The organism is Shewanella sp. 10N.261.52.F9 (assembly GCF_041471165.1).
Lineage (GTDB): Bacteria > Pseudomonadota > Gammaproteobacteria > Enterobacterales > Shewanellaceae > Shewanella > Shewanella marinintestina.
On sequence record NZ_JBFRNX010000028.1, the window covers coordinates 162,834 to 182,323 of the forward strand.

Annotated in this window: 15 protein-coding genes; 9 read left to right on the forward strand and 6 right to left on the reverse strand. The window is 42.6% G+C overall.

Annotation, left to right across the window (positions count from 1 at the left end; all coding sequences use genetic code 11):
- Positions 1-43: 43 nt before the first annotated feature.
- A complete protein-coding gene (locus AB4298_RS18355) occupies positions 44-745 on the reverse strand; it encodes a hypothetical protein (RefSeq protein ID WP_371987828.1) in 702 nt (233 codons plus the stop codon).
- A 681-nt stretch (positions 746-1,426) separates the two neighbouring features.
- On the opposite strand from AB4298_RS18355, the gene AB4298_RS18360 reads away from it, so the two are divergent.
- From AB4298_RS18360 to AB4298_RS18400, 9 genes are all read left to right on the forward strand, one after another.
- Positions 1,427-2,068: a hypothetical protein gene (locus AB4298_RS18360; RefSeq protein ID WP_248998018.1), complete on the forward strand. Its 642-nt coding sequence runs from the start codon at positions 1,427-1,429 to the stop codon at positions 2,066-2,068.
- 120 nt (positions 2,069-2,188) lie between these two features.
- Positions 2,189-2,821, forward strand: a complete 633-nt coding sequence (locus AB4298_RS18365) for a CIA30 family protein (protein WP_371987829.1) — start codon at positions 2,189-2,191, stop codon at positions 2,819-2,821.
- Between the two features lie 12 nt (positions 2,822-2,833).
- Positions 2,834-3,469 carry an HAD family hydrolase gene (locus AB4298_RS18370; RefSeq protein ID WP_371987830.1) on the forward strand — a complete coding sequence of 212 codons (636 nt, stop codon included), beginning with the start codon at positions 2,834-2,836 and terminating at the stop codon, positions 3,467-3,469.
- Positions 3,470-3,936: 467 nt separating this feature from the next.
- Positions 3,937-5,067 (forward strand): ribosome small subunit-dependent GTPase A, encoded by a 1,131-nt coding sequence (gene rsgA / locus AB4298_RS18375; protein ID WP_371987831.1) that lies wholly within the window; start codon positions 3,937-3,939, stop codon positions 5,065-5,067.
- 178 nt (positions 5,068-5,245) lie between these two features.
- Complete coding sequence (locus AB4298_RS18380) at positions 5,246-6,979, forward strand: alkaline phosphatase family protein (protein WP_248998022.1); 1,734 nt, start codon at positions 5,246-5,248, stop codon at positions 6,977-6,979.
- A gap of 610 nt (positions 6,980-7,589) precedes the next feature.
- Positions 7,590-9,827 (forward strand): acyl-CoA dehydrogenase, encoded by a 2,238-nt coding sequence (locus AB4298_RS18385; RefSeq protein WP_371987833.1) that lies wholly within the window; start codon positions 7,590-7,592, stop codon positions 9,825-9,827.
- A 660-nt stretch (positions 9,828-10,487) separates the two neighbouring features.
- Positions 10,488-10,793, forward strand: coding sequence for a hypothetical protein (locus AB4298_RS18390; RefSeq protein WP_371987834.1), 306 nt, complete (start codon positions 10,488-10,490; stop codon positions 10,791-10,793).
- Positions 10,794-10,914: 121 nt separating this feature from the next.
- A complete protein-coding gene (locus tag AB4298_RS18395) occupies positions 10,915-11,406 on the forward strand; it encodes a rod shape-determining protein (RefSeq protein WP_371987835.1) in 492 nt (163 codons plus the stop codon).
- Between the two features lie 105 nt (positions 11,407-11,511).
- Positions 11,512-12,048 carry a hypothetical protein gene (locus AB4298_RS18400; protein ID WP_371987837.1) on the forward strand — a complete coding sequence of 179 codons (537 nt, stop codon included), beginning with the start codon at positions 11,512-11,514 and terminating at the stop codon, positions 12,046-12,048.
- A gap of 505 nt (positions 12,049-12,553) precedes the next feature.
- Here AB4298_RS18400 and AB4298_RS18405 read toward each other — a convergent pair.
- From AB4298_RS18405 to AB4298_RS18425, 5 genes are all read right to left on the reverse strand, one after another.
- On the reverse strand, positions 12,554-14,674 hold the full coding sequence (locus AB4298_RS18405) for an alkyl/aryl-sulfatase (protein WP_371987838.1): 2,121 nt from the start codon (positions 14,672-14,674) through the stop codon (positions 12,554-12,556).
- Positions 14,675-14,836: 162 nt separating this feature from the next.
- Positions 14,837-15,889, reverse strand: a complete 1,053-nt coding sequence (locus tag AB4298_RS18410; RefSeq protein ID WP_371987839.1) for an AraC family transcriptional regulator — start codon at positions 15,887-15,889, stop codon at positions 14,837-14,839.
- Positions 15,879-16,370, reverse strand: a complete 492-nt coding sequence (locus AB4298_RS18415) for a hypothetical protein (RefSeq protein WP_248998027.1) — start codon at positions 16,368-16,370, stop codon at positions 15,879-15,881. The genes AB4298_RS18410 and AB4298_RS18415 overlap by 11 nt, the downstream gene beginning before the upstream one ends.
- A gap of 343 nt (positions 16,371-16,713) precedes the next feature.
- On the reverse strand, positions 16,714-18,075 hold the full coding sequence (locus tag AB4298_RS18420; protein ID WP_371987871.1) for an ammonia-forming cytochrome c nitrite reductase subunit c552: 1,362 nt from the start codon (positions 18,073-18,075) through the stop codon (positions 16,714-16,716).
- Between the two features lie 157 nt (positions 18,076-18,232).
- Positions 18,233-19,444 (reverse strand): NnrS family protein, encoded by a 1,212-nt coding sequence (locus tag AB4298_RS18425; RefSeq protein WP_371987840.1) that lies wholly within the window; start codon positions 19,442-19,444, stop codon positions 18,233-18,235.
- Positions 19,445-19,490 lie beyond the last annotated feature (46 nt).

Here is a 19,490-nt window from a genome sequence, read left to right on the forward strand (position 1 = left end):
ACGCAAAAAAGCGCCCTTGGGCGCTTTCATACAATCATTTGGATTAGAAGCGGTAACCAACAGTAAACATCCAAGTGCCGAAATCTTTATTTTGCATATGGTTTTTACCTTTACCTATCGGAGTTGAACCACTGTTGCCATCAATATAACCACTAGCACTATAGTTAAGGTCGCGCGCACCAGTCTGGAAGGTATAGTGCAAGTTAAAGTTAACACCGTTATCTAAGTAATAACCCACACCAACCATTGGGCGCACTTCGGTATTACTCTTGCCTTTAATATTCATCCCTGCTTTATGAGCAACACCACCAGGGACGACTTCCTGAGCAGAAAAGCCTAGCGAGCCATCATATTTTGAAAAATCGGCGCCGGCCTTAACCGCTAAATGACCGCTTCCCAACTGAAATTGATAACCAAGATATAAAGTATGCGCCTTATATTTTTCTTTCTGATAAACAGATGCGTCTATTGTATGGAAATCCGCTCCACCGGGAAAAGCCTCGTCAATATTAAAGCTTGTTGATTGACTGTCTTTTTCTGTTTCGCCAGTGTAGGTATAACCTAAGATAAAGTCCTTATAACCGGCTTCAAGACCCGTTGCTACATTCGTGCCCATTGCCTTATTTTTAGATGCGCCAACCATAGGGTTAATTGTAAAGTCGCTTGCGGCAGCAATAGGTGAAACCGCAATAGCAGAAACAGCCACAACAGAAGATAATACGCAAGTAAGTAATGCTTTTTTCATGATTCATTCTCTCTATATAAATAAACAAAGGCATCATGCCTGTGTTACCACTCCATCCTTTGAACGTGGTGATTGGTATTTATGAGGATTTGCCCCCAGCCTCAACGAATCGGTCATAACCGCTTAGGTCATCAAGGTCGCCGTTAAGATGAGCACATGGTAAAGAGAGCCGTTTCACCAAACATCATTAAGAAAATTGGTAAACAGTAGAAATCATTAAATCCAGAAATGTAATGCCGCTATACATAAAGCAGGCTTCAACCCTAGGTGCACTAAAACATGATTAAAATAGTCAACAGAGGTGTTGAACTCGAACATATTACAGGCAAACCTAAAATAGCCTAATCACATGGCTACACGGCATTGATTTACGGCAACAAAGAAACGAAATCTAAACTTAAAAAGTGAGGGGCTAAAGAAATAAAGCAGCGAAGAAATGAAATGACACTCAATCCCAATTCACTCTGTCCAGTCGCCGTAGCGATGCATAAACAGATTGGGGGCCATCCTTGGCTAGAGAGTCCATGAAGCTTTAGAAAGTCATTAATCATTCAATTAACGCAGTCTGCCTGCTTAACAATTACTAAAAAACTCACGGGCTCTTAGTATTGGTTAGTAATATTTGGAAATGAATAAAAACAAGGTAATATGAAACTACAGGTATGCCAACATGGAGTCCTAATGGCAACAACTCTTTCGTCTAAAGCACAAGCTGAACTCGGTAGCTTAATGGTTAATACGCCAGAGCTTATTCACCTCCTTTCTCTGCTACCAAAAGAGAACTTAAGCGAATACCCGCTACTGCAAAAAGAGCTAACGAGTAAGCATCCTAATAGTAAAAGCTACAACAAAGCGCTAAAAGATAAAGTTTTCACTAAAGAGGAGTTTAGAGACCGTATCTTTGCCAGGCTGGATGTTTTTGCCTATGAAATGGCAATTAACCTCAATACTGATTATTTAATTGAACGCGTAAGCTTGATCGTAGGTAACGATATCGCTCGCATTGATGAACTGGAGATCAATGAGATCGGCGCCGATGTACTACAACGAATTTTGACTGATTTGAGTACTGACGTTTGTAAGCAGATCCAGCCTAAAGGCGACCATCCATTTCTTGCTGAACGTGGACGCATTGACCATAATTTTTGGCGTCATGCAGACAAAGCCTATAACGCATACATTGATGGATATAATACCCAAGCCTCTTTAGATGCTTGGTGCCAACTCAACCTCCATACTCGGTGCCCTCAAAGCTTTATCCGTTGGCTTAAAGCCTACGGTAACCCTGCTGAAATAGCAGAATGGATGAGCTATGTAAGCTAAATTGACGTTCAAAAATAGCCACACCTCAGTGTGGCTTTTTTATTTTGGCGTAGCACTATAAACCTTTTGTGCATTTGTTTCGTAATCAATATCAAACCAAGATTTTAGCAAGGTAAAAACATGCAACCGATAGTGAAGCCGTTGCCAAAGATGTATAGTGATTTGGCACAAAAACAACATCATAATAAAAAATCTATTTACTCAATTTTGGTCATGGCGGTACTTTTGATTATGACAACCCATTATCCAAGCAATGCTCAAGCACAAGAGTTTGCGTTAGCACTCAATCAAGCATCTCAATGGCGAATGATTAACGACACAGTAATGGGTGGCATATCCGCAAGTAGACTTACTATCGATAAGGGCACTGCCACTTTTTCGGGCACTTTATCGTTAGAACAAAATGGCGGTTTTGCTTCCACTCGCACATCATTATCAACACCGGTTACCAGTGACATAAACATGATCCGCTTGCAGGTCAAAGGCGATGGTAGAGATTATCAATTAAGACTTAGAATCGATAATCAATGGGATTCTTTTGCTTACTCGAGCCCTTTTCACACCCAAAAAAACAGTTGGATAACCCTGCTGCTCAGCCCTAGTGACTTTACCGCCGTGTATCGAGGACGCAGCGTTGATGCGCCCGCACTTAACTTCAACAATATTAAACAACTGGGCTTTTTAGTCGCCGACAAGCAAGCTGGTGAGTTCGAGCTATCGTTTAAAGAAATTAATTTCATCTGCGCAGATTAAGGATAATTCTGATTGAGCATAACCATCAATAGCCATGTCGATTTTAATCAAATCAAAGGAGTGATCTTTGATTTAGATGGCACCTTGGCAAACTCAAACCCAAATTTTGAAGGATTAAGAGCTGAGCTCGGTATCAAGCCCGGAACCGATATATTAAGCTACGTAAATTCAATCACAGAGCCAACTCTGGCAGAGCAAACACATGCCATAATCAAGCACTATGAGCTTGAAAGCTCACACGACGCTACCTGGATCGCTGGTGCGCAACAACTGATGGCATTTTTAACCAGCCTACATATACCGCAAGCGATTCTAACCCGCAATATGCCAGAAGCCGCCCACATCACACTAGCCAACCTCGACTTAACAGTCGGCACTGATTTTGACCCATTGTTAACTCGTTTTGATGCCAAAGCGAAACCCCACCCAGAGGGCGTTGAACGGATCTGTGCAAAATGGCAAATCAAGCCTGCAAATATTTTATTTGTTGGCGATTATCTGTTTGATCTTCAAACCGCCAATAACGCTGGCACAAGAAGTGTTCTCTATACACCAAGCCTGATCCCAGACTACGCCAACCAAGCTGATATTGTTTGCAGCAGCTACCTAACACTCATTGACTATTTTCACTCTCAACTGCAAACATAATTTAAACAAAAACCGTAGGCTAAGGTTTAATACGTCTAGCACTCTATAACGGCCGTTATCCCCAAGAAAAATGTGAGAACGAGCACAAGTTAAGTAACATTAATGATGCAAATCTCGCCTTGCAACTAAGGAGTTGCTAAATTACCTGCAAATCTTGTGTTGTTGCGTTTTACACAGCAAGCGAGCCTATTAACGATAGCTTTATAAATTGGAGAATTTGATGATTGTAGTAAACCCAACTGGGCAGCTGCAGCACTTTAAGTACCCTCTCTTGTTAACAACAAGAGTCAGTATTAGGCATGTTTATCATGCAAGTCACGTGAGCGAGTTTGTATGATATTTATCATGCTTACCTATTCTGCTGACTTTTTAAAAGCGCTTTGCCCGGTACCGCACAACAATACCGGGAACTTATCTATTTAAAGTCCCCCAGAATCAATATTCAGGCGCTTTGCGCTGGGGTTTACATGACCAAATCAAATCGTTTTAACCACTTAAAATCAAACACTCTAACTAAAACAACTGCAGCTAGCAGTGCTCCTGTACAGGCTAAACCAACAGCGCTATTAAGAAGCTTAAAGCAAATGGGCTGGAACGGATTTTTTCAGCAGCAGCTTATTACAGAGTCACTAAATTATGCCTATGTTGCACGAGTAAGTGCCCACCACCGTAGTCAGTATCAACTGCTAACAGAGAGCGGCGAAACAAGCCTAGCTATCCATCAAGCTATGCCAGAAATGACGGTAGGCGACTGGGTACTTTTAGATGAACAACATAACTTTGTATCATTACTTGAGCGCAGTGCACTTTTTAGTCGAAAGGCTGCAGGCTCAAAAGTAGAGCAGCAGCTTATCGCCGCCAACCTTGACTGGGTATTTATCGTATCATCATTAAATGATGACTTTAATGTTAACCGTATCGAGCGTTATTTAGCCCTAGTGAATGAAGCAAAAGTCACGCCAGTTATTGTGCTAACTAAAGTTGATTTATGCGATGACTTAAGCCCATTTATTGAATCGCTGCGCGAGCTAGATGCAAACTTACTGATTGAAACCGTTAACGGTTTAGATAGTGAAAGCGCAAAGGCTTTAAGCAACTATTGCAGCGAAGGCAAAACAGTTGCCTTTATAGGCTCATCAGGCGTAGGTAAGTCGACCCTAGTTAACGCCATGCTTGGCGACACAAGCCAGTTAACTTCGGCTATTCGCCAAGATGACAGCAAAGGCCGCCATACTACCACCAGCCGTTCATTGCACATCACCGCCAACGGTGGTTTGTTGTTAGATACGCCGGGAATGCGTGAATTACAACTTGCTGATTGTGAAGGAGGCTTGCACGAAACCTTCGCCGACTTAGTCCAATATGCGCAGCAATGTAAGTTTATCGACTGCCAACATGAACAAGAGCCAGGTTGCGCAGTGCAAACTGCTATTGAAGCAGGCTTGTTAACCGAGCGCCGCCTACAAAGCTTTCAAAAGTTGATGCGTGAACAAGCGCTCAATGGCGCAAGCATTGCTGAGAAGCGGGCTAAAGGTAAAAGCTTAAGTAAAATGTATAAACGAGTTCAAGGGAATTCGCGAGCCAATAAGCGCGGCTGAGTTATCGAGCCGTGCTATCAAGTAGTGTTAACCACTAGAGGTAACAAGTTTTAAAACCGATAAAAAGGGCTATGAATTAGCCCTTTTTTAATACCTATTAGCCTTATATGGTGGATCTTTCCAAGTATGTAGTAAGCTTAATCAATACTTTTGAGTAGCACTAAGATAAGGAATTCAAATGCTAACATCTTGCAATCCTCTACCTACTTTAGCCAGATTCACCAGTATCAGTATGTTAACGCTATCTTTAGCCAGTGCGTTATTCGCTCATGATGCTATGGCTGAAACACCAAAGCTCATTTTACAAATTACGGTCGATCAACTGCGCGGTGACATGCTAAACCGCTATCAAGACAGATTTGGTGAAGGTGGCTTTAATTACCTACTCAATAAAGGCATTGTTTATCAAAATGCCCAACATGCTCACGCCAATACCGAAACCATAGTAGGCCACACAACCTTGTCTACTGGCGCCTACCCTGCTAATCACGGGATGGTCGGCAACGTGTGGTATGACCGCAGCCTAGGCCACTCTGTTTACAATATTGAAGATCCTCGTTATCCGCTACTGTCTGCCGACGGTGATGTAAATAAAAAGACAGAAATAGACCCCACTCAAAAAACCGCTAGTACCTCAGGTCGTTCACCAATGAACATTTTAGTATCGACTTTCAGTGATGAGCTAGCACTTAAAACCAATGGTAAGGCCAAAGTGTTTGGCGTATCAGTGAAAGATCGAGGCGCTGTAGCCATGGCTGGTCATGCAGGTAAAGCTTTCTGGTTTTCTAAAAAATCGGGAGAATTTGTCAGCTCAAAGTTTTATTATCAAGACTATCCAAACTGGGTAAAACAGCATAACGCCACGAAGCCAGCGCAACACTATGCCAATAAAACTTGGCAGTTAGCTAAACCGCAAAACAGCTATTTATTTGCCAACAACGATGATCAAGATTGGGAAGTTGCTTTTCCTGGTTTTGGGCGAACCTTTCCCCATCAATATGGCGCAGGCGACGGTAAGTACTTCACTACCTTTTTAACCTTAAGCCCCGCCGGTGATCAGCTCACCGCAAACTTTGCCAAATTACTCATAGAGAATGAAGCCATTGGCCAAGACGAGATCACCGACTATCTTTCGGTAAGCTTTTCATCTACCGACTATGTTGGTCATATTTTTGGTCCATCGAGCTTAGAAGCCGAAGATAATCTGCTTCACCTTGATAAGACCTTGGCCGACCTACTCAATTATATCGATAAAAAAGTCGGCTTAGATAATACCGTGATCGTACTTTCAGCCGATCACGGCAGTCCTGAGTCGCCAGAATACCTACAAAATATGGGCATAGATGCGCAATACGTAGACCCAAATAAATGGGAAACAGAAACAGCGATTAAAGCTGTTAAACAGCAATTTAAAATTGCCTCAAGCGATAAACTTATCAATAAGTTTCAAACGCCCTACTTATATCTAAATCACGTTACGCTAGCCAAATATCAGCTCAACCCCGAGCAAGTTCAACGTGCGGTGGCCAATGAAATTACTAAGTTACACGGTGTTGCCTTTAGCGCCACCAGCAGCGATATAAACAACAATCATTTACCTGATACCCGCGTAGCAAAGTTAGTTTCAAACAACCACCACCCTCAACGTTCAGGTGATATTTATATCGTGTTCAAACCCCATTATTTCATTAACGAATTTGATGGGCTAAGCGTGGCATCAAGCCATGGTTCACCTTGGCGATACGATACGTTTGTACCGCTTATTTTTGCTGGAAAAAACATTGACCAGCAGACGGTATCACGTACGGTAGAAACCGTTGATATTGCCATAACCCTTGCCACGATTGCAGATACAAAACAGCCCTCAGGCAGCGATGGTAATGTACTCATTGAAGTTATCGATCAAGATTAAATTCAAGTGAATTTTTAATAACGAGGTAAATACAAACTTGCCTCGTTATTATTACCCTCCGCTTCATAATTGAATTAATAATAACGAAATTAATAGTATCGAAATTAATACTGCCGTAATTGCCCCTCACACCCGCAGCGCCTATTAATGCCGCACAAGCAAAACTTCTAGACTGATTTCAACGCGATTTTGTTTGACTTAAATCTGGCTGTTCTCAACATAGTTAGGTAGCTGTTTCAGGCAATTTAAAATTCTAAAACTCAATCTTATTATCAGAGTTCTAACGCCACATTGTTAACTCATTAGCTATCATTTGGGGGGCGACTTTTGCTTAAATCTAACAAGCCTGTTTGATAACAGCATATGCAATTTCTACTATATCGATATATTTATGCAGTCTTTTTCACTAACAAAATCAATTTACTAAAAAATAAATTCATTTAAGCGTACACTCGTAAGCCTATGAAATTTTTAACCTAAAAGCACAAAACCAAACGCAAACCAAAACAAAATCCAAACAAGTGTTTAAATTTATCGTTTGAAAATTTGATCTGCGACTCATTTTGTGACGTAATGTGAGATATTACTTCTGGTCGGACGAGCATTTAATATGAGCATTAGAACTAAACTAAAAAAAGTACTGCCAAGCATTTCTACTACAGAGCAAGAGGCACTCGATGCCGGTGATGTGTGGTTAGAAGGTTCGATTTACCAAGGTGTACCAGACTTTGCAGCCCTGCGTGATATTCCTGTTGCAACGCTATCAAGCGATGAGCAAGCATTCCTAGACGGCCCAGTTGCTACCTTGCTTGAAATGGTCGATGATTTTGAGATCCAGCGCAGCAAGCATCTACCCGAAAACATTCTTACCTTTTTAAAAGAGAACAAGTTTTTCTCGCTTATCATTCCAAAGTCGTTTGGTGGTCTTGAGTTTAGCCCTTACGCCAACTCAACGATTGTGGCAACAATTGCAGCAAAGAGCTCAGCCGTTGCTGTAACGGTAATGGTACCAAACTCACTCGGCCCGGGTGAGCTACTCATGCATTACGGTACGTCAGAGCAGCAAAATTACTGGTTACCGCGTTTAGCCAATGGTCAAGAGATCCCATGTTTTGCACTAACCAGCCCAGAGGCAGGTTCAGATGCTGGTGGCATTCCAGATATTGGTACCGTTACTATGGGTGAATACCAAGGTGAACAGGTACTTGGCTTAAGCGTGACCTGGGACAAGCGTTACATTACCCTTGCGCCTATTGCCAGCGTATTAGGTTTAGCTTTTAAGGTAGAAGATCCAAATGGCTTATTAGGCGGTAAAGAACAGCTTGGTATTACCTGTGCGCTTATTCCGAAATCTCACCCTGGTGTGCAGCTCGGTAATCGCCACGATCCTATGGGGATTCGTTTTTATAACGGTACTACCCGCGGCGAAAACGTATTTATCCCAATGGAATTTATCATTGGTGGCCAAAAGAACATCGGTCGCGGCTGGGCAATGCTAGTGGCTTGTCTAGGCGCTGGTCGCGGTATTTCACTGCCAGCACTGGGCGTATCAGTCAGCCAAGCATCATTTAAGTCCTCTGCTGAATACGCAGCCGTACGTGAGCAATTTGGCTTATCAATTGGTAAGTTTGAAGGTATTCAAGAAAAGCTTGCCGATATTGCCGGTAAAACTTATTTACAAGAAGCGATGCGCGTACTGACAACCGAAGGGCTTGGTCTTGGGCTAAAGCCATCTGTTGTTACTGCAATAGCTAAATACCACATGACAGAGCTGGGCCGTGATGTACTCGATTCTGCGATGGACATTCAAGCCGGTAAAGCAATTCAATGTGGTCCGCAAAACACCTTAGCCTCTGGCTATGTGGCGCAGCCTATTGCGATTACCGTAGAAGGCGCAAACATTCTTACTCGTAACCTAATGATTTTCGGTCAAGGCGTGATGCGTTGTCACCCATACTTGCAATCTATGGTTGAGTCTATTCACTCAAACGAGAAAAGTGCCGACAAAGTCTTTAATGGCATCTTACGTAAAACGGTTAGCTACAGTGTGGGCAACAGCTTACGCGCCTTTAAGCTGGGTCTATTACCTTTTACCGCTTCAGCAGCATCAACTCTTGCCGAAGTGAAGCCTTACGAGCAATCAGTGCATAAGCTTGCATCGAAGCTTGCTGTCTATGCAGACTTCTCATTGTTGGTACTTGGCGGCAAACTGAAACAAGCCGAGATGCTGTCAGCCCGCCTTGGTGATGTAATGAGCTACTTGTACGCTGCGATGGCGTCAATTCGTTACTACGAGCAAAAGCTAACCGCTGCCGAGCGAAAAGAAGCCGCGGCTTACTTCCATTACGCGACTCGCTGGTCACTGTGCCAAGCTGAAAAAGCGTTACTAGACTTCTTAGATAACTTCCCTTCATCAGCGACACGTAAGTTTATGCGTTTAATCACCGTGACTTACTCAGCTAAGATGCCAAAAATCAACGACGACCTAGTGCGAGAGTTAGCCGAGCAAGCGCAGTTAAATACTGAGTTTAAAAAGCATCTGACTCACCTCGTTAAGCCAATTGCCGGTGATGGCAACGACATTAACGAGCAAGCTTACCTTGCTAAAATGGAATGTTTACCGCTACTGGCTAAGGTTAAAAAAGCGATTCGCGCCAAGACATTTAAGCCTGGTGTTCGCTTTGCACTCACCTTAGATGCCGCACTTGAGGCAAAAGTGATTAGCGATACTGAGCATAAATTGCTACAAGATTATAATCTTAAGCGTGAACGTGCCATCCGCGTCGATGAGTTTGATTTTGACTTAAACCTGATTAGCGACCGAGCAGAGCTTAAAATCGCTAACTAGTTGCTAGCTATTCGATAAGAGTTAGATAGTCTTTTATAAAAAGGCTCAGTAAGCAACTATAAACAGCCACTAAAAAACCACCGCAAGGTGGTTTTTTTAGCTTCGAAATAAGCTAATTGGATTTTTGTTTGGAATGGTGTTACCAAATAGCGTGTTCGAACTTGTAGCTTCATAGCTATCAATCGCCTGCAGCGGGCGTATGTGCAGACACTGCCGAAGCCCGCCGCTAGTACGTCCGTGTAGGCTCAACGAAAACATCCATGTTTTCGACGGCTTCAGCCGTATCTACACTTGGTTAGACAAGCATTAATCTGCTGATTCGGAGTAATGGCTAAAAGGCTAGTTCATTATCCGTATCTGGCGCTAATTCGCTCCGACCCCTTTATGTATGTTCAAAACCTGCCTCGGAATTATCATTTAGGCCTGAGCCTAGTGATTGTTCTTCCTGTGTGAACATTGCACTTTATGCAATATAGGAGCTTCTTTGTTTCACTCAGATAAAGAAACAAGGAATCAGTTCTTCTCAAGCTGTAACTCATTGTTAATAAGCTTATTTACTGTTAGCCTTGAGTGCTTAAAGTATTGGCGACCAGTTCTTATTAAGATCGTTATTATTCGGAATTCAGCCTAATATACTGTTAAATGGCAAAGGTAACTCATGTGCTAACTAGAAATGAATTTGAGAAATTTCAATGTGACGAGTATTTAGCGGAGGAGTACAGAGCTGGCTTTTATCACGAAGAGTCGTATTTACAATTAATACTTGCGGTTGAAAATGCGTACGTTGGTGAAAATGGCTCTTATTTAGTAATTGGCCATGCAGGTGTAGATGGTATCGAGTTCTGTTATCAACTTTGCCACAAAGGAATATGGGCTTATTACCCAATAGATAAAGAATTTGTATTTATGGCGAGCACAATCAAAAACTTAATTTTAGGTTGGCGTAATGGTGATATCAAGGTATAGCCATTTAACAAGGCGTTCAAACGGAACTAAAACAGTTGGCTCAGTTTCGCTTCGCTCCACATTTTAGCCAACAATTTTAGTCCGCTTAACGCGGCGTTAAGTGGCTCGGAGGCTCAGAGTATTGTTCACATTTATTAGAAGCATTCTCTCAAATGACTTACTTATCGAATTAAGTGAAAATAAAGTTTCAATAAAAGCTTTCACCTCTGATATTTCATTCGAAGATGAACCTTATATAGCTTTAGAAAACACAAAAAAAGGGGAAATAGTAAAAGCAATCGGAAAAGAAGCTAAGTCCCTAGCTTCTTCGAATATCCGAGTGCTTAATCCTTTCAAACACAGTCGCTCTTTTGTTTCAGATTTTATGTGCGCAGAAAAAATATTGCAGCATGCTATATACACAATGAGCACTTCGAAAATTAGACCTTCACCACGAGTTATCATCCACCAGTTAGAAAAAACGGATGGTGGCTTAACTGATATAGAAGAAAGAGTTTTACGTGAACTAGCATTAGGCGCTGGTGCTCGCGAAGTAGTTATTTATTTGGGTTGTAAAATTAATACTCAGGTTGAAAAATTTGATACAGTAAAGGCAAGGGTATCAGCCACTTAACAAGTTGCTTAAACGTACACAAAACAGTTGGCTGTGCTCGTTCCTCGCAAATTTTAGCCAACGTTTTTTAGCCGCTTAGCAAAGCGTCAGCTCCCAAGGAGTAAAATGCAACCAATTTGGATTAACAAGATAGAAGTTGCTAGACGACAGATTACTGAAGCAGTGACTCTGTTTTTTGAGTCACGTGATTTGGTAGTGATTCATACTGTTATTGCATCTGCTCATCAAGTGTTAATTGATGTGGGCAAAGAGCAAGGAATAGTAAGTGTAGTCAAGAACCCAAAAAGCATGACGAGAGAGGAATTCAGGAAGCATGTAAAAACTGTCAATGAACCTTATAACTTTTTCAAACATGCAGATAAAGATCCTGAAGGAAAGATAAATATCGCTCCAATTGAGAGATTTACATCTGATTTCATGCTCGATGCAATACTAATGCTTCAAAATATTTCGGGTGAAATTCCTCTCGAAGCAAAGGTTTTCTGGAGTTGGTTCGTCAGTACATACCCAGATGAGTTTAGCGATTGTCCTGAAGATGGAGCCCTTAAACACCTGATGTCACTAGGGCTAAATGAGTGGGATTTTCCTACAATCAGGCAGTTTCTAACATTTGGTGAAATCATGCAGGAAGCTAACAAGTAAATCCAGGGACGCCTACGGCGCACCTGATTTAGGCGTTACCTTAAGTCCACTTTCCATACTTTCCCTTATAAGAGTCTTAACTTTAAGAGCTTTGACTCTAACCAATTTCTGTCCAAAAACTAGTTAGGGCTCTAATCATTAGAACAAAGGGGGCGGGGCGAATTAGCTCGTTAACCATAACGCTAAATGCAAAGGTTACGCTTTTCTAACTTGGTGTAGACACGGCCATGACCGTCCATGACATGGACGTCATGGCCGAGCTTACAGGGATGTATTTATAGCGTGTCACGGCAGTGTCTGCACATGCGCTGGCCGCAGGCCATTGGAACCACTTTTCTTAGATACAACTCTTAGCCAAAGATATATCGAATCTGTATGGTCTTTGCTATCAAACGAAGTTTGATAAATTAGGTCGATGGCTAACTGCAAACCCACTGTTAGCCTCAATAACAAGGGCGCCTACTATGACGCCCAATCATCATAGCTCTGACTATTATGTGACAAACTAAGGTGTCACAATATTAAACACCCCCTTAGGCTTATCGAGAGAGGAGAAGAAACTCACCAGATCCAACTTACTGCCCTCGATTTCAAGCTCATCTGAAAACAGCACCTCTTTTACTCCTGCTTTGCCAATAATCAAATCGACAAATAGCTCATGGCTAATGTTTAACGTCGCGTTGGCCATCGCAGACTTTGGCGCGAGCTTATGGTGTAGTACTGAGTTTTTAAGTTCTAGCACATAGTTTTTATCAAGGTCGGTAAAATTGATATTAAGGATAAACTCTTCACCGAACACTTCAGGCCCAATCACTCTTGATGCCATCGACTGCATAAAGTTCTCGACTGGTGATTGCAGCAAAATCTGCTTCATTGAGGCTAAATCAATTCCCACCTCTGGGCTACCATGCCTTAGCTCATACGCAGCAGTTAAATACACATCACGCCACGGCGCTGATTCAGCCTGATAACCCAGCTGATCATAAATACTGGCAAGCAAAATTTTAGCTTCATTAAGGTTTGGCTCGGCTACCACAAGATGATTTACCAGCTCTGCCGCCCAGCGATACTCCCCGGCAGCAACCGCCTTGTTAGCTGCCGCTATTACCTTGTCAGCGCCGCCCATTAACTCCACATACTTAATCGCTGATGCAGTTGCTGGTAATGGGTCTAAATTAACGGGATTGGCGTCGTACCAGCCTAAATAAGCTTGGTATACCGCTTTGGCATTGTGCTTAACTGTGCCGTAATAACCGCGGCTAGCAAAGGTATTGGATAATGATGGCGGCATTTGAATTTTCTCGGCAATTTCAGCAGGAGTCAGTCCAGCATTGAGCATGCGCACCGACTGATCATGAATATACTTATAAGTATCACGCTGCTTTTGTAAAAACTCATTCACCTCAGCTTGACCCCAGATAGGCCAATGGTGGCTACCAAAATACACTTTGGTGTCTCGCTGAGCGTTAAGCGCATCATCGATTGCTCGGCTCCATACTAAGGCATCACGAACTTTAGCGCCGCGCAGGGTGTACAGGTTATGCATGTTTTTAGAGACTAGCTCGGCGCCGCAATAAGCCTGCTGCTCAGGTAGGTAAAAGGTAAACTCGGCGGGGGCTTCTGAGCCTGATACGATTTGAAACTCAAACGGAACGCCATCGATTTCCATGGCAGAGTCTTGCTCAACCACGATATTAGGGCTGAGAATACCGAACTCACCGAAAGCAGGCTCTTTACCTAAGCCAGAATCGATATGGCCGCGGCTAGAGCGCGGTAGTTGCTTGCCATACATGTACATGGCGCGGCGGCTCATTGCGGTGCCCGCCATCACGTTTTCGCTGGTAGCTTCATGCATAAATCCAGCTGGCGCAATGATATCAATGGTGTCATCAGGCGCTTGCTCAAATAAGCCTAAAGCCCCACCAAAATGGTCCATATGACTGTGGGTAAATACAATCGCCGATACAGGTCGTTCACCTAAGGTTTGATTTAAAAATTTAAGTGCGGTTTTGGCGGTTTCAGCCGTGGTTAATGGATCAACAATAATCCAACCGCTATCACCTGCAATCACCGTCATATTGGCTAAATCAAAACCACGCAGTTGGTAAACACCTTTGGTGACTTCAAATAAGCCATCGATGTTATTTAGGCTTGCTTGACGCCAAAGACTTGGATTGACGCTATTAGGCGCCTCCCCTTGAATAAAGTCATAAGCAGTTCTGTCCCAAATTACCTTGCCAGTATCATCAACCACTTTAAGCTGTGGCATTCTGGCGATAAAGCCACGTTTCGCATCTTCAAAGTCTTGTATATTATCGAAAGGCAGCGCACCTAGAACCGCTTTATTAGCGGCAACAGTATGTGAGCTTGCTGGCGTAAACCCAGCTGGATCAGCGCCTTGTAACTCACTGTCAGCCCCTACAGCATTCACGCTGGGATCTGGCTGACAGCCCAAGACTAATACCGAAGCCAGCACCGACGTCAATATACTGATAAAGCAAGGTTTAACAGCAGGAAGAATGCAAAGTTTTTTGCTAATGCTAGCGCGGGATCTAGCGAAAACTTTAGCTTGAGTGCTAGCAAGAGCTAGCCGCTTTTGTTGGAGAACAATCAGAGACGATGACATACTAAACCGCTTTATTAGTTAACAAGATAAACCCAACCTATTACATTAAGGTAACACAAGGTTTATCATTTCTCGCCAACCTGAATTGCACAGCAGTTACTCGTCTGCTTTTAGTTCGTTACTCTGTAATTGACTTTGTCGGAGAAACGCTTTGCTAAAAGCTTATTGTTGACGATACACTTTGTGCCGGTATTGCGATGGGCTCACTCCTATCCAAGTCGTAAATGAACGAGTAAAATTACTGACACTGGTATAGCCTAAGGTGTCTGAAAGCTCACTTATTGTCATATCGGTATTAGTTAAATAATGTAAAGCGAGCTCTTGTCTTTTCAGCTTTAGTAACTCTCTAAACCCTGTGCCTTCCGCCTTCAAATAACGACTTAAACTGCGCTCACTAATGTTATACATCTGCGCAATCATCAATGCTGTCGGCTCTTGGTTAAGTAAAACAGCATGGATCCCTTGGCTGGCTTTCTGTCGCCAACTTAATGCCTGCATTTGATGCAAATACTGCCGTACTACGGCTTCAGTTTGCTTAGCTTGCTGTGGGTTTTTAGTCATCGCAGTTTGCTCTAAGATCCCCCTATCCATCCACATACAATTGTCAGTCGCATTCATTGTCACTTCACAGTTAAAGTACTCATGCCATGCATCGGCATTTTTAGGCGTACTGCGGATCAACTCAACCTTTCTAATAAAATGTCGATGGCCAACCATCTGCTTTCCGTGCTGCATCAAACTACTAAAAAAAGCATCAATTGCCAGCTCGCTAATGGTAACGCCATTAAGCGGTGTAATAGTAAAACCTAACCACTGTGGTGTACGTTGCAAACGGATCCGAGCGCCATTGCTGACCAAAGCTGAGTAGTCGGGTAGCGCTTCAAAAGCTTGTGCAAGCGAATCGCTACTTAGCATCAGTGCGCCTAAAGAATGAAAATGAATAGGGTAAGCATATTGACCTACTGTTAAGCCAAAATCACTCGACTCCGTTTTTGTTTCCGCTAATTGCCAAAGCCGAGTCATTTTATCTATATCGACACGTTGCTCGGGTTTTGCTTCAAGTTCATCTAAACAAAGGCCAGCTTGTTCAAACAAGCTGTTCGGCTCTATACCTGTAACGCTTAATGCTCTAGCAATCGCAAGTGACCAAGCTGCAATGGTGCTGTATCGAGTTGCACCTTTGACTTCGGTCATGATGGGGGGATTACGGTTCATGACGACGAATGTGACTAATCAAGCCATTCTTATCAAACTCAAGTGTAAGCACACTCACTTTATCCATAGGAATGACGTCTCCCTGTCCGACGGGTTTAATCTGTCCTAGCTGTTTGAGCTTCAAAACCACAACATTAGGACCTACCATCATCTGTTGCATCGTCACTTTACTGTCCGAGATCTCGCTGTTCATTTTTTCAATCAAACGGGCGCGTAATTTATTTTTATCTGCAGCAAATGTGACTTGATAGTGTACATATTCGTCAATAAAATTATCTGATAAAAGACTAATGTAGTGCTCAATATCGGCAACTGTGGTGTCCGGTTGCAATCTAGCCTCGGTAGCTTGTACAAATGCCATTCCTTTTTGCTTAAGTGTTGCCTCACTTAAGCTATCGAATGCAAAACTTGATGTGACAAAAAGCAAACTCGAAAAACCGATAATTACGTTTTTAGTTAAGCTTTTTATTAGGTGCCGCATATCCTATAACCTCAGCTTTTTAGCTAAATAAGTTGATCTAGTATTGTGGTATTTCACACAATAAAAAATCTTCATCCATGAATAACATACCAATTAAAACTGGTTATTTTTAAAACACTAACAATAGATTACCAGCTTTAGACTCATCTTGTCACTGCACTAATTATACATATCACATTGATATGTAGCCGCTAAATTAGAAAGCATTAAACCTTAATGATAGCCTTCCCTTATTAGCGATAATACTGAGGAGAAAAATATAAAAAAGGCTCAAAGGTAAACCTTTGAGCCTAAGAGAATCACTATTTAACGAGTATTAATATTTATTCAGAAATGATACTGATTAATAACCATAATGAGTCACTTCAGACCACTCTTTATCGACTTCTTGCTTAATAAACTGCTTTTTTTGCTCAGTCAGTTTATCGAGCTCAATACCAACGGCTTTGTGCGCAGACTCTTTAGTGGTTATATCTGGGTAAGCAACTTTACTTACTTCGAATTTTTTCAAGATCTCAGCCAATGACTCACGCGCATAATTAACCTGCTTAATCGCCATATCTAGCAGTGCATGGCCTTCTTCAGGGTTATGAGCATAAAGGCCGTGCGAAGCCATAGCAAAATCCCAGCGCCATTGTGAGTGACGAATAGCCATAATTGCGTCATTCATCAATGGCCACGTGGCGCCTGCATCCCATGCTGCTTTCGCTTCGTAGTGCGCTTTAACTAATAGGCCTTCAACTTCACGGGCTTTTGCGTTAATTTCAGCCTTGCTGTTTTCAAGCGATTTAACAATAGTCTTTTCACTCTTATGACAACCTTGGCAAACCGTATCAAAGTGATCCAATGCTTTACTGACTTTATGGCTAGTAAAAGTGTTGCCTTTAGCATCGGTTTCTTCAGGCATATGGCAAGTAATACAAGTGACCCCCGCCTGCGCATGTTTACTGCGGCTCCAATGTTCAAACTCTGGATGGCGCGCCTTTAATATCGGCGTTTGCGATATTGGATGGATCCACTCATAAAAACGGCGAGTATCGTAGTACTTTTCAATGTCATCAACGGTGTTACCGAAGATCCAAGGAATATTCACTTTGTCGCTGCGCTCTGGCTGGAAATAATAGGTCACATGGCATTGACCACAAGTTTGTGCGCCTTGCATATTGGCGTCTTGTTTATCAAATGGAATATGTACTTTCGCCATCGCATCCTGTGCATGCGGACGCGGCATCGCTAGCTCAGCTTTGCCGTCAACATGGCAATCAGTGCAATAGACGACACTATTAATTTCAGTACCAACATCGGTAAAGTTTTTAGCTGAAAACCCTTCAACGCCTAACTCTTTCATCAAACGCGTGGCATCAGGGGTTTTACAGGTCCAGCAGCTCGCTGATAGTCCCTTTTCACCGTCTTTTGGCGGCACGCCTGTGCGCAGAGTATGGGTAACATCGGCAACAGCAAAGTGATGCCCGCGTGGGCTATTATATTCTTTAGCAAAAGATGAGCCCGCCCATAAAATCACTGCCGCGGGGTAGCTTGCCAGCATATCTTCACGTTCAGTTTGCTCAGAGGTTTGCTGCCAGCTTTGATATTGCACAGGAAACTTATCACGTAATCCTTTATCCCTTTTTTGCTGCTCCACAGCAGCCTTACTTAGGCTTTTTTTGTCATGCTCTACTGCCGACTCAGCGAATGCGTCTCCCATTGGCCACAACAAGCCTACGGTAAATACACTCGCTAATTTAACACTCTTATGTACCATCATTTTTTACTATCAACCTTTATTGTTATAACTACTCTTTTCAACCATTATCGTCATTTACGATAAAACATGATTCACTAAACTAATTGCATACTCAGCGTTATCCTGGACGTCCATCAATACGCGGCTTAGATAAAATCGCCGCGTAATTAACAACAAACATGCCAAATGCCAATGACCACAAGCCACCCGCTAACCACAACCAAATTTGATACTGCGCCGGCCAAACAATCGGCATCACAGCGCGGATAACCGCGGCTATTGGTAAGCAAGCAAAAGCCACCAGCATATTTGGTCCCTCATAAATATTGCGACTGGTGTGCCCAAGCGATACCCGTGAAATCATCGATAAACAGATCCCAGCTAAAGTGCCTATCGCAAACAGATGCAATAGATGCCTGTATGCCATTGAGTCTGCAATATTCCAAGCTAATAGGAATAATGTGATGGGAAGGAATAAATAGGCTATTTGCAATGACCATAACATTGGTTCTTTTAATGTCTTATGAGGGAACCAACGTGACCACCTAACAAAGTGTAATGCTGCAGCAGTAAACAATAAAACTTGCTCCAGCCCTTTAGGCATCGCTTGGCTAATCGCTTGCACCACTAGCAACACCATAATCGTAATTAGGCTTTTATCCAGTACAGGGATGGGATTAGGTTTAGTTTGTTTAATACGAATAGCGGTGAAAAACGGAATAACACGCCCACCCACTATAGTGATTAACAAGCCTAACCACCACAGCATAGATTGCCAAATTTGTTGGCTCAAAGAAAAGTCTCTTTGGCTTAATGCGTAATAACTCAATAAGTTAATACTCATAGCAACAAATAGCATTATGGGGAAACCAATATTATGCCATTGCTTTACTTTATAAATGCAGCGCCAAAGCTTAATGGCAGTGAAGCTTAAAAACAGCGAATCAAATAACGCTGGCAGCCACAACGGAATCGATACAGGCAGTAGTAGTGTTAACCTAGCCAGTAACCAACAACTGAACGTGAGTGCTAGCGCCCAACCTTTCATGCCTGGCTGATTGGTCCAAGTTTGCACTGAGGTTAATAAAAAGCCACACACTATGGCTAACGCAAACCCAAACAGCATTTCATGTGGATGCCACCATAAAGGCACGACCTTCACCCAAAAGTCTGTTTGGAATAGACTATATTGTGGATAAAACCAAGTTAACAACCATAAAGGCACAAACAACATAGCCACCGCTGCGCCGCCCAAGAAGAAAGGCCTGAAGCCTAAGCGAAATATGGCAGGGATTTTTTCTGTCTGTTTAGGATCATCAATATTGAGCATAGTTTAAACCTTACATAAAACTTGCATTTAAAATACCGCTTTAGTG